Annotated in this window: 12 protein-coding genes; 7 read left to right on the forward strand and 5 right to left on the reverse strand. The window is 37.8% G+C overall.

The features are described 5' to 3' along the window. The 5 genes from R3333_RS07220 to R3333_RS07240 form a co-directional block, all read right to left on the reverse strand. Positions 1-1,897: M13 family metallopeptidase (locus R3333_RS07220; RefSeq protein WP_318958117.1), on the reverse strand; the 1,897-nt coding region annotated here is incomplete at its 3' end. Positions 1,898-2,170: 273 nt separating this feature from the next. Further along, positions 2,171-2,614, reverse strand: a complete 444-nt coding sequence (locus tag R3333_RS07225; RefSeq protein WP_318958118.1) for a GNAT family N-acetyltransferase — start codon at positions 2,612-2,614, stop codon at positions 2,171-2,173. 60 nt (positions 2,615-2,674) lie between these two features. Next, positions 2,675-4,126, reverse strand: a complete 1,452-nt coding sequence (locus R3333_RS07230; RefSeq protein WP_318958126.1) for a glyceraldehyde-3-phosphate dehydrogenase — start codon at positions 4,124-4,126, stop codon at positions 2,675-2,677. 60 nt (positions 4,127-4,186) lie between these two features. Continuing rightward, on the reverse strand, positions 4,187-5,053 hold the full coding sequence (locus tag R3333_RS07235; protein WP_090244726.1) for an RNA polymerase sigma factor RpoD/SigA: 867 nt from the start codon (positions 5,051-5,053) through the stop codon (positions 4,187-4,189). A gap of 144 nt (positions 5,054-5,197) precedes the next feature. Beyond that, positions 5,198-6,661, reverse strand: a complete 1,464-nt coding sequence (locus tag R3333_RS07240) for a Do family serine endopeptidase (protein WP_318958119.1) — start codon at positions 6,659-6,661, stop codon at positions 5,198-5,200. A gap of 173 nt (positions 6,662-6,834) precedes the next feature. Between R3333_RS07240 and R3333_RS07245 the strand changes: the two genes are divergently transcribed. From R3333_RS07245 to R3333_RS07275, 7 genes are all read left to right on the forward strand, one after another. Further along, the gene (locus R3333_RS07245; RefSeq protein ID WP_318958120.1) at positions 6,835-7,452 is read left to right on the forward strand and encodes a hypothetical protein; all 618 of its coding nucleotides are present in this window, start codon (positions 6,835-6,837) and stop codon (positions 7,450-7,452) included. Beyond that, positions 7,449-8,225, forward strand: a complete 777-nt coding sequence (gene dapF, locus R3333_RS07250) for a diaminopimelate epimerase (protein WP_318958121.1) — start codon at positions 7,449-7,451, stop codon at positions 8,223-8,225. Before R3333_RS07245 ends, dapF begins: the two co-directional genes overlap by 4 nt. Continuing rightward, the gene (locus tag R3333_RS07255) at positions 8,206-8,721 is read left to right on the forward strand and encodes a hypothetical protein (protein ID WP_318958122.1); all 516 of its coding nucleotides are present in this window, start codon (positions 8,206-8,208) and stop codon (positions 8,719-8,721) included. Before dapF ends, R3333_RS07255 begins: the two co-directional genes overlap by 20 nt. After that, complete coding sequence (locus tag R3333_RS07260) at positions 8,705-9,235, forward strand: GNAT family protein (RefSeq protein ID WP_318958123.1); 531 nt, start codon at positions 8,705-8,707, stop codon at positions 9,233-9,235. The genes R3333_RS07255 and R3333_RS07260 overlap by 17 nt, the downstream gene beginning before the upstream one ends. Next, entirely contained in the window at positions 9,225-10,289 is a 1,065-nt protein-coding gene (mltG, locus tag R3333_RS07265; protein ID WP_318958124.1) for an endolytic transglycosylase MltG, read from the forward strand. Before R3333_RS07260 ends, mltG begins: the two co-directional genes overlap by 11 nt. A gap of 4 nt (positions 10,290-10,293) precedes the next feature. Next, positions 10,294-11,280 carry a N(4)-(beta-N-acetylglucosaminyl)-L-asparaginase gene (locus tag R3333_RS07270; protein WP_318958125.1) on the forward strand — a complete coding sequence of 329 codons (987 nt, stop codon included), beginning with the start codon at positions 10,294-10,296 and terminating at the stop codon, positions 11,278-11,280. Next, the coding region (locus tag R3333_RS07275) for a glycosyl hydrolase 2 galactose-binding domain-containing protein (protein WP_413468678.1) at positions 11,274-12,319 on the forward strand (1,046 nt) is incomplete at its 3' end. The genes R3333_RS07270 and R3333_RS07275, both read left to right, overlap by 7 nt.

The raw sequence follows: 12,319 nt of genomic DNA on the forward strand, positions 1-12,319 counted from the left end.
ACTCTGCCTCTGTATAGTTGATTTTCCACAATTGCGCATAGGCAATAAAGAAACGTTGACTTGGAGTAAATCCTTTAATTTCCTCTCCGCTCTTAAATTCTTCTGTACGCGTGTAGGCGTGGTAAGCCATAGTAATTCCACCTAAATCGGCAATATTTTCACCCATAGTTAAATCAGGGTTAACACAGTGTCCTTCTAAAGCACAGAATTGCTCAAATGTATTTCCTAACTTCTTTGTTCGTTGTTCAAAAGCAGTTCTATCTTCAGCAGACCACCAGTTTGTGAATGAACCATCAGCAGCAAATTTAGATCCCATGTCGTCAAAACCATGTGTAAATTCGTGACCGATTACCATCCCAATTGTACCGTAGTTTACAGCATCTTCAGCTTCCATATCAAAGAATGGAGGTTGCATTATTCCTGCTGGGAAGGCAATTTCATTTAAAAGTGGGTGGTAGTATGCATTCACCATGTGTGCAGGCATTCCCCATTCCTTTTTATCAACAGGCTTTCCTAATTTCTCCATGTTTTCTTTAATTGAAAAAGCAGTACAAGCATCAATATTTGCGATGTAATCGTCTTTGCTCAATTTAAGCGATGAAAAATCTTTCCATTCTTCAGGGAAACCAAGTTTTCTTCCGATAGAAGAAAGTTTTAATTGTGCTTGTTCTTTCGTTTCAGCACTCATCCAATCTAAATTATTGATACGCTCTTCAAAAACAATCAATAAATTATCTACCATCTTGTTAACTCTGTTTTTAGCATCTTCACTAAAGTGTCTTTCTACGAATGCTTTCCCTAGTGCTTCACCAATTGCAATGTTAGTAATCTCATCAATGGCTCTTTCCTCAATAGGTTTCATTTCTTTAGACCCTTTGATTACTTTTCCGTAGAAGTTAAAAGAGGCATCAACAAAATCTTGACTTAAATGAGGCGCGTAATGATTCAAAATACACCACGTCATGTAGTTTTTAATATGTGTGAAATCACCACTTTTAAGTTGACTTCCTAAAATTTCAATATATTCTGGTTGCCCTACTACGATTTCAGAATTCAAATCTTTAAATCCTCTTTCGTGCAAGTAAACTCTAAAGTCAAAATCTTGGAACCACATAGCAACTTCTGGAAAATCTACAGGGTTGTAAGTTCTTTCTGGAATTCTCAATTCTTTTGGTTCCATCATTGGTCTAGCCATTTCTCTTTCCCAACCAATAATACTTCCAGCAAGCTCTTCTTTGTTTGGCAATGCTGCTACATCCCCCAAAATGGTGATGTACTCTTTGTAAGATGTTAAAATCTCTTCCTTGTCTTTATCTAGGTAGTAGTTACGATTTGGCAATCCTAAACCTCCTTGAGAAAGATAAACAGTGTGTTTGTCTACGTTTTTTAAATCTTGTCCAACACCAAAGCTAAAGAAAGCTGAAATACCTTTGTTGTGCAATTTGGCAATCATAGCAGGTAATTCATCCTTCGTGCGCATTTCTCTTACCTCAAAAAGTAAGTGATCTATAGGACCCATAGAGTTTTTATTTCTTTGGTCCATATTTATGTAAGAAGAATAATAAGCTCCTAATAACTGCTGTATATCGCCTTCAGGTGCATTGGCCTTTACGGCGTCATTTAATATGGCTTTTAATTTCGTCTTGTTTTCCTTGTCTAACTCGTTAAAACTTCCCCATCTAGATTCGCTCGCTGGTACTGGATTGTTCTTAACCCAAGTTCCATTGGCGTAGGTAAAAAAGTCTTCCGAAGCTTTTACAGATTTATCCATGTAAGACAAGTTGATGGTTTTTTGTCCATCAGCTGAGCGTAAGCCCTCTTTGTCCTTACCTGTAAAAATCCCACAACTTGTTGCAACAAGTGCGGTCATCGATAAAATTGAGATTTGCTTTATCATTGAATTTTCGTTTATAGTGCTTGTTTATTATAAGCTCGGAAAGATAAGGAAAAGCATTGATTTATTAAAGTTTCAGCCGTTCATCTTGGGGGACGTTTAATGAAGAGCACGGGTAGGTGTGGGGAGTGGGCTGGACATTTCTGGCTATACGCTTTAGTTACCAAGTGCTACACTAAGCTACAAGTCGCAAAGCAAGCACTTCCGACGGTCGTGCATGATTTGCGTTGTACCTAAGTATTGCCCATGGCAAGCTGCCGCTGCTATCCAGGCCAGTTAGCTTCTCAGCATGGCAACATGGGGAATATCATCTTCTAAATACACATCACTCACTTTTACAAAACCATGTTTGTTATAATAGCCTTGCAGGTGTTCTTGAGCAGAAATTTTAACGGGAACCTCTCCATATTCTTGAGCAATAAAAGCCAAAGATGCATGCATGAGTTCATGTCCCATATCTTTTGCTCTATGCCCTTCATCAATAGCTACTCTTCCTATACTCACTTCAGGATAACTTACACCGGGAGCTAAAATTCGTGCAGTTCCAATTAAGGTATCATCATCCGAATACATCAGTACATGATGGGCAGCCAAATCCTTACCGTCTAACTCTGGGTAAGGACAATTTTGTTCCACCACAAAAATATTAATGCGCAGGGCAATCAAATCGTGCAGAAGTAGGGGAGAGAGTTCATCCCATTTTTTAATCTCTATTTTCATAAGGACATAAAAAAACCGTTACCTCGAAAGATAACGGTTTTCACTAAAAAAATGAATTTCCTAGTAGTATATTAATCTTCTCACTTTCGCGATGTATTTCGCTAAACGAATAACTTGTTTTGTGTATCCGTATTCGTTATCGTACCAAGTGTACAATACTACGTTTTTACCATCATTAGATGTAATAGTAGCAGGAGAATCGAATACTGAACAACAAGTGTTACCAATAATATCGTTAGATACCAATTCTTCGTCTACAGAGTAGTAAATTTGGTTTACTAAGTCACCGTTCAATGCTGCGTGCTTAACTTTCTCGTTAATTTCTTCTGTAGTTGTTGCCTTAGACAAGTTCAAAGATAAGATAGCTAAAGATCCGTTTGGAGTTGGTACACGTACCGCGTTAGCTGTTAATTTATCTTGTAAAGAAGGAATAACTTTAGTTACCGCTTTACCAGCACCAGTAGAAGTAATTACCATGTTGATGGCAGCAGATCTACCTCTTCTTGGCTTCTTGTGCATGTTATCCAATAAGTTCTGGTCGTTCGTGTAAGCGTGAACTGTTTCGATGTGACCTTTTTCGATTCCAAACTCGTCAGAAACTACTTTTAATACTGGAGAAATTGCGTTAGTTGTACAAGATGCAGCAGAGTAAACATTCTCTGAATCTAAGTCTAACTCGTGGTGGTTAATTCCGTAAACGATGTTTGGAATTTCTTTACCTGGAGCAGTTAACAACACTTTAGAAATACCTTTCGCTTCTAAGTGTCTAGATAATGCAGCTCTGTCTGTAAATACACCTGTATTATCAATCAATAAAGCATTGTCAATTCCGAAAGCTGTGTAATCTACATCTTCTGGAGAGTTTGCTTCAATCATCTGAACGATTTGTCCGTTGATGCTGATTGTTTTGTCTTCTGTGTTTTCAATTACAGTACCGTCGAATGCACCGTGAACAGAATCGTTTCTCAATAAAGCCGCACGCTTAGTAATGTTTGCAGGACTTGCGTTACGAGTAACGATTGCTCTTAATCTCAACTGCTGACCTTTACCAGCTTGTTTGATTAATTCACGAGCAGCCAAACGACCAATTCTACCAAAACCGTATAATACTACGTCTCTTGGTTCAATTTTACCGTTGTTTTCACCGATGAAATCCGCTAACTTGTTTTTCAAGAAATCTGCTTTAGACGCGAAGTTGTCTTTTTCAGTTAACCACTCGCTCGCCAATTTCCCGATATCCAATTTTGATGGATTCAAGTTTAAGCTTAATAACTCTTCAGCCAACTCAGAAGTTGTGAACACATCAATCGGCTTGTTCACTACCGTATCTGCGTAACGGTGAAGGTTTAGAATTTCTGCAATCGTTGTATTGATAAGGTGGTTTCTGAACAACACTAGTTCAATACCTTGGTCGTACAACAATTGACCAGTTTTACTTTGTAATTTTACTGCAGCACGCTCTTTTCTTACGTGCTCGTTTAATTCATTTTCGTAGCCGATAGCAGCTTCCATCATGATAAAAAATTATAGTGTATATAAAAAAATAGGCCGCCCACAAGGCAGCCTAAAATGTTATCCTAAGTATGCTTTCAATAATTTGTTACGCGAAGTATGTCTCAACCTGCGAATAGCTTTCTCCTTAATTTGTCTCACACGCTCTCTTGTTAAATTGAACTTCGATCCAATTTCTTCAAGTGTTAATCCGTGGTTCATACCAATTCCGAAGAACAAACGAATGATCTCTCTTTCCTTGTCTGTTAACGTAGAAAGTGAACGCTCGATTTCTCTTTGTAAAGATTCAGCCATTAATTCAGAATCCGCTTTTGGAGAATCAGAGTTTGCCATCACATCCATCAAAGTACCTCCATCTTCAGAAGAAGAAAGTGGTGCATCCATAGATACGTGTCTACCTGATACATTCAATGATTCTTTAACTTTATCTTCAGGAACTTCCAACGCTTCTGCTAATTCTTCAGCTGAAGGTGGACGTTCATATTCTTGCTCTAAACGAGAGAATGCCTTGTTAATCTTGTTTAACGAACCAACTTGGTTCAAAGGAAGACGAACAATTCTTGCTTGTTCTGCCAAAGCCTGTAGAATAGATTGACGAATCCACCATACGGCATAAGAGATAAATTTGAAACCTCTTGTTTCATCAAACTTTTGCGCAGCTTTAATTAATCCTAAGTTTCCTTCGTTAATTAAATCTGGTAAAGTTAATCCTTGATTTTGGTATTGCTTGGCTACAGAAACAACGAAACGTAAGTTTGCTCTAGTTAATTTCTCTAAAGCGGTTTGATCTCCTGCTTTAATTCTTCTCGCTAATTCTACCTCCTCTTCAGCAGTGATAAGCTCTTCTTTACCTATGTCTTGAAGGTACTTATCAAGTGATTGACTCTCACGGTTAGTGATCGACTTTGTTATCTTAAGTTGTCTCATGTATATTTATCCTCCTAGTCTGTTAAACACTTGTAAAAGTGGGTGCAAAGATACACCCTTCTTTTTGATTAAAAAAATTTTTTAATGACAAAAGATTGAATTTCAATTATCACAAAAAGCATGCCTTAACTCTCTGGTAATGGGCTATAAACCAAAACCAACGTAGTCTTTTTTACCGCTAGGTGTAACAACTTCTAAGAGTACTCCTCCCTTTGCATTCTTTAAAGCTTGTGTTAACATCTCAGTATCTGTAACACGTTGATTATTAATCTTTGTGATAACCATTCCTTCTGTTAATCCTAAGGCTTTTAATTTTCCTGCACTCAGGGCATTGATCTTAACGCCGTTTTCTATGTTCAGTTCTTTCATCTCTTTTGAGCTCAATTCCCCGAACTGCGCACCTAGCGCGGTGTTCTTTTCTACTTCACTTTTTGAAATAAGTTTCGTTTCTCCTGCATCATTTCTTAATAACACCTCTTTGATGCTTTCGTTACCATCTGTATCTATGATAGTTAAGCTTACTTTATCCCCCGGTCTTCTTTTTCCAATTTCTTCTTGGAGTTCAGACGGACTGTTCACCGCTTTGCTTCCTACCTTCGTAATCACATCACCTTCTTTCAACTTCGCTTTATCAGCTCCGGACTTTTCTACGACCCCAGCAATGTAGACACCGTTAAGCGTAGCCAATGATTTTTCATCTTTCAATTCTTGGGTGATATCTGCAATTTGCACTCCTAAATAAGCACGTTGTACAATACCGTAATCAATGATGTCTTTCATCACTTTCTTTACCAAGTTGGCAGGTACGGCAAAAGCATACCCCGCATACGATCCTGTTTGAGAAGCAATGGCCGTATTCACACCCACGAGTTCTCCTTTTGTGTTGACCAAAGCTCCACCTGAGTTACCAGGGTTTACGGCTGCATCAGTTTGTATGAAGGATTCTATCGGCGCTTTACTTTTACCTTCTCGGGCAATAATGTTAATGTTACGTCCTTTAGCCGAAACAATACCGGCGGTAACTGTTGATGTTAGGTTAAAAGGGTTACCAACGGCCAATACCCATTCTCCCACCTTCACGTCATCGGAATTTCCGAAGGTCATTGGTTTTAAGTTATCGGCATCAATTTTAATAACTGCCAAATCTGTTGAAGGGTCTGTTCCAACTATAGTGGCCGTATAAGTTCTGTCGTCGTTTAAGGTAACTTCAATTTCTGTTGCATCATCGATTACGTGATTATTGGTAATAATGTAACCATCTTCTGACATGATTACACCTGAACCAGAACCTTGTCCGTGCTGTTCATATTCTCGTTGCCCAGTTCCTGGTCCATTAAAGAACTCATAGAAAGGATCTCGAACCACTCTAGTTTTTGTAACCAAAGTTTTAACGTGAACCACGGAGTGCAAACTTTTGTCAGACGCAGCGGTGAAGTTTTCCGTTATGCTTGGATTGAACTCAGGTAAATTTACCGCATGAACGGGAAGGTTAGTTTCAGGTTGAATATTGTTTGTTTTAGGTGTTGTATCGTTCATCAATAAAAATGCTCCAAGTGGTAGCATTCCTCCGATTACACCTATCCCTAGATTTTTTATTGTTCTATTCATTTTCTTTTAATTTGAAATTTAGCTCTACTAATTTAACGTGTGAACTTTCCTTTAGTGCTCTGGGCTGTGTTAAAGATTGTTAAGGGTGTTTTAATCGTTTTTTTGGATACTTTTTACGAATTCTTTTGTGCTTGATTGTGTGTGTTTTAAGAAATTCTATTTTTGTAGTATAAATGGAAAAAAAGTACATACAATTTCTTACTGTATTCCTAATTGGAAGCGGTGTTGGAGCTTTGGTAATTTATTTTGCAATGAAAGCTTCTGGCCCTGAGGAAGAAACTCAACAATTGGTGAAAACCGTATATCAACCTAAAGTGATAAGGGATACGGTTTACCTTACCAAGAAAGAAGAACATACAGTTCAGAAGCAACAAGATGAGGATGTAGAAGAAAATGCAGATCAAAAAGATACCTTAGATCTTGTCATTGATTCGTTGGTTTTAACAGAAGACACGAACAATGTTTCAGATGATTTGATTGTGAGTGAGCGTATGAATTCTTCTATAAAAGTAAAGTTGAGAAAATATCAAGAAACCGATTCGGTAGACGTTGAAGAAATCTTTAATGTTAAATCTGAACATTACAACAGTGAAATAACGGTTCAGTTCTGGACCAGTCCTTTACAACTTACCGGATACGAATTATCAAGAAATACTCTTAAACTATTTGGTTTTGACCCCAGACAAGCAGTACTTTTGCAAGCGAAAGAAGGAGATCGTATGCAATTAGTAATTGATACGATGAGCTTCGAGTTAAGAAAGACAGACAAGTTTATCTCGCTGGAGTTATGAAGAAATTCAATTTTTACAAATACCAAGGAACTGGAAACGATTTTGTGATGCTAGACAATACCCATGGAGGTTTTGATGCACTTACAAATGAACAAATTCAAAAAATATCTCACCGTAAATTCGGGATAGGGTGTGACGGAGTAATTCTAGTTATGCCGCATGATAAATATGACTTTGAAATGCGTTATTATAATGCCGACGGATCGAGAAGTTTTTGTGGAAATGGAGCAAGAGCAGCGGTGCGATTTGCAGAATTCTTAGGATTAGCCAAAGAGGAATGTTCTTTCCTTGCCATAGATGGTGTGCATACAGCAAAAATATTTCCAAATGAAATTGCCTTGGCTATGTCGCCAGTAAATGAGGTAAACGAGACAGAGGGAAATTATGTTTGTGATACGGGTAGTCCTCACTACATTAAGTTTACAGAAGACGCGATAAATAGTGTTGATATTGTTGCTTACGGAAAAGAGGTACGTTATAATGATACCTACAAGCAGGATGGTATTAACGTAAATGTTGCCAATACCTCTACTTTAGAAATGTTGACCTACGAGCGTGGTGTAGAAGACGAAACGCTTTCTTGTGGAACGGGAGCTACAGCAGTGGCTTTGGCATATGCTAAGAAGTTTGATATTGAAGGTCCTGTTGCACTCAACCTAAAGGTAAAAGGTGGTCTTTTACAAGTTGCTTTCGATAGAAAAGGTGAGGAGTATACCAATATTCAATTGATAGGACCGGCCGTAGAGGTTTTCCGTGGAGAATATGAATTATAGTTTCCGCCCCCAACACATAGAAGTTTTAGATAGAGGTAATCCACTCAAAAAAGGGACTTATCTATGGATTTTTCATGCAGATAAAATTCCTCCTCATATCGGTATTTCTACAGAAAATAATTTCTTTAGTATCAAGTCTAGAGGAAGAGATTTTGGTATAGCTGTAGAGTATGTATTTGCATTGATAGATAGAAAAAATGTGAGTTCACTCTTCGTTCAGTTAAACGATGTTGATTTAAAGACGGTGGAAAGTGTGTTCGAGAAGTACAGCTCAATTCCAGAAGGAAGTTCTTGCTTAGAGCCTATAAATAAGATAATTGATCCCAATAATAATTTTTCATCTGTTGGAGAATTACTAAATTCATTGACAGAAAAAAATGAGCTCTTAAAAGTTTTCGGTATTCATTTACCAGACGATTATGAAGGTATTCCCGCTTATGGGAGACGTGAGATAGAGGAGCGTATTAAATTTTTACGCAATGTTAAAGGGAGATAAGATTTACCTCAGAAGAGTAGAAACCTACGATGCTACCACCATCCTATTTTGGGAAAATAACACGCATAATTGGCGAGTTTCTAATACAGAAATTCCGTTTTCATTACATGAAATAGAGGCGTTTATTGATAATGCACAAGCATACAGAAGTACAGGACAGCTTCGTTTAATGATCGTCGATAATGCAAGTAATAAATCGGTAGGATGTTTAGATTTTTTTGAAATGAACTTTAAAGAGCTCCGTGCAGGTGTTGGAATATTGATCAATGATACTGCAGATAGGGGGAAAGGCTTTGCTAAAGAGAGTTTAGGTCTAGCCGAGGATTATGTCAAAAAGGTTTTTAATTTTAGACAGCTTTTCTGCAATATTCAAGCAGATAATACCGAAAGTATAGCCCTTTTTGAAAAACTAGGTTATCAAAAACAAGGAATAAAAAAAGACTGGTATAAAGTGGATGGAGCTTACATCGATGAATACTTTTACCAAAAGAGATTTGAGTTAAATGAAGAATAAAAAGACTTGGCTTATAGTTCTAGTAGTAATAGGACTTGGTGCTTTTTTATTAAGAGGAAAAATCGCGCTTTTCTTCGCTAGTGAACGTCATACCATCAATCAAGAAACCCTTACTTTTTATATAGATGCTCCCATGAAATTGGAGAGTTTAGCAGATTCTTTATTTGATAAAGGCTGTTTAAAACGCAAGGGAGATTTAATTCTAGTGGGAGAATATAAAGGTTTGGACGAGGATAACATCGCATTGGGGAAATATGAAATTAAACCGGGGGTGAACTTAAAAACTTTGTTGAATGGATTTACACTTAATAGTAATGGAAACGGTAACGGTGAGTTAGAGGTAGATGTTACTTTTAACAACTGTTTGGATGTATACGAAGTGGCTGGAAAAGTGGCGCAATCCTGTATGGTAGACAGTGCAGAATTGATAGATTATCTTCTATCTTCTGAAACTTTGAACCATTATGGATTTACAGAAGCTACAGTAGGAACATTATTTCTTCCCAATACTTACAGAATGTTCTGGGATGTTACTCCAGAGAGCTTTGTTGAGCGCATGGCCAAGGAGTACAAACGTTTTTGGAACCCACACAGAGTTGCACGCGTAAAACAAATAGGGCTCGAAACACAGTCAGAAGTAGTAACGATTGCCAGTATAGTCTACGCCGAACAAAATCGAAAACCAGAAGAGTGGCCACGTATAGCAGGTTTGTATTTGAACCGAGTGAATAGAGGAATGTTGCTTCAAAGCGATCCAACGTTGTTGTTTTGTAAACCTCCTGGTCAACGCAAGCAAAGAAGAGTTTATAACAGAGATAAAAAGGTAGATTGTCCATACAACACCTATATGTATCCGGGAGTACCTCCAGGACCAATTTTAATACCACCTTCAAAAGTTATTGAGGCAGTATTGAATGCTGAGAAACATAATTATATCTTTATGTGTGCAAAACCAGAATACAGTGGTTTGCACAATTTTTCAACCACGAATGCACAGCATAACCGTTATGCCAATGTGTACCGACGTTGGTTAGATCAACAAGGAATACGATAAGACGATGAAAGAGAACAGAAGAAGTTTTTTTAAGTGGAGTTTAGCTTTAGGGGCAATTGGATTAACTGCTCCTGCAAAAGCAATGAATAATTTAGGAAGTCTAGGTAAAGTAACTAGAAAACCAATTATCATTTCTACGTGGCAACACGGGATGGATGCCAATAAAAAAGCTTGGGAAGTTCTTGGAGCCAAAGGTTCAGCGCTTGACGCAGTTGAACAAGGTGCACGCGAGGTAGAATCTCAGGTAGAAAATAAATCTGTGGGTATAGGAGGTTTGCCAGATGAATTAGGTAAAGTAACCTTAGATGCCTGTATTATGGATCACAATCATAAATGTGGTTCTGTAGCCTTTTTACAAGATATTGAACATCCTATTTCGGTGGCTAGAAAAGTGATGGAAGATACACAACACGTAATGCTTGTTGGAGAAGGTGCCAAGAAGTTTGCATTGGAAAAAGGTTTTGAAAAGAAGAATTTACTTTCAAAAAGTAGTAAAGAAGACTATAAAAAATGGAAGGCATCTCAAGACCGTAAAAAACCAGAGGTTAATCATGAAAACCACGATACGATTGGTTTGTTGGCCATGGATGAAGCTGGAAATATTTCAGGTGCTTGTACTACTTCAGGTTGGGCGTATAAACTACATGGTAGAGTAGGAGATTCTCCGATTATTGGTGCCGGACTTTACGTAGATAATGAAGTAGGAGGTGCCGTTGCTACAGGATTGGGAGAGGCTGTGATTCGCGTTTCAGGATCACACCTGGTGGTAGAATTAATGCGTCAAGGAAAATCTCCGCAAGAGGCTTGTCAACTCGCCGTAGAACGCATCATTTCCAAACACGAAGATTTAACAGGATTACAAGTAGGTTTTTTAGCCTTAAATAAAAAGGGAGAAGTTGGAGCATATTCGGTATTCAATGGTTTCAATTACGGCTTAAAATCTAAGGATCAAGACGAGCTTATCGACGCACCTTTCAATAGAAAATGGTAAGGATATTCCTATTCTTGTTGTGTGTTTTTCCCTTGTGCACTAAAGCACAGGAGGAAGATACTCTAATATGGAAGTATTCAACTACAGACTCTTTTGCTTACGGTAGTATTCAATATCATCAATTTAAAAGCGTTGATGATTTTCGCCCCAATGCCTTAGAACATCAACCAACTGTTTTACAATCTAGTTACCATTATCAGGGAGGAAAGGCCATTCTTCAATGTGATAAAATTGCCACTTTTTGTGTGATTGATGTAAACGGAGTTACCGTATTGCGCACCAATAATTATTTCCATCCTTGGGAAGTAGATATTACTTCTTATTTGAAAAAAGGGGATAATCATATCCAAGCACGTTTTATGCCTGCGGTTGAAATGGGTTTGGAAAAGCATTATAATTATATACATCCTGCTCCGAACGATGAAGGAGAGGTTGAAATTGCTTCTCTCGTTAGAAAGCCACAACATATGTTCGGCTGGGATTTTGCTCCAAGAATGAATTTAATGGGTTTCATTACTCCCGTGGTAATCAAACGAAAGCAAGATCAATTTCAAAATCCTTATGTTAAGACAATTTCCTTGGATTCAAATTATGCTATAATTGAGAGGTCTATTGAAGTAATTAATGCTGAAATCAATGAAGTTCTATGGCAAATTAAGGATGAGCAAAGAACTTTAATTCCTCAAGCCGGAAGGTTGAGTTGGATAGATACATTGTATCACCCGAACTTATGGAAGGCTGGTGAGATTAATGAACTTTATAACGAATACTGGATACTTGCTGCGGATTCCTTCACTTTTTCTAAACATGTGAATTATGGCGTCCGTAAAGTAGAATTGGTTCAAACACCAGATAGTTTGGGAACCCCTTTTTACTTTAAATTGAATAATGAGTTTGTCTTTTGTAAAGGATCCAACCTTGTTCCTTTGGATATCTTTCCAACGAAGGTAACTACACAAAAGATAAAAGCTTTAGTTTTGGATGCCAAGGAAGCAAATATGAATATGCTTCGTGTTTGGGGAGGCGGAGATTACTTGCC

The organism is Lishizhenia sp. (assembly GCF_033720595.1).
Classification (GTDB): Bacteria; Bacteroidota; Bacteroidia; order Flavobacteriales_D; family Crocinitomicaceae; genus Lishizhenia.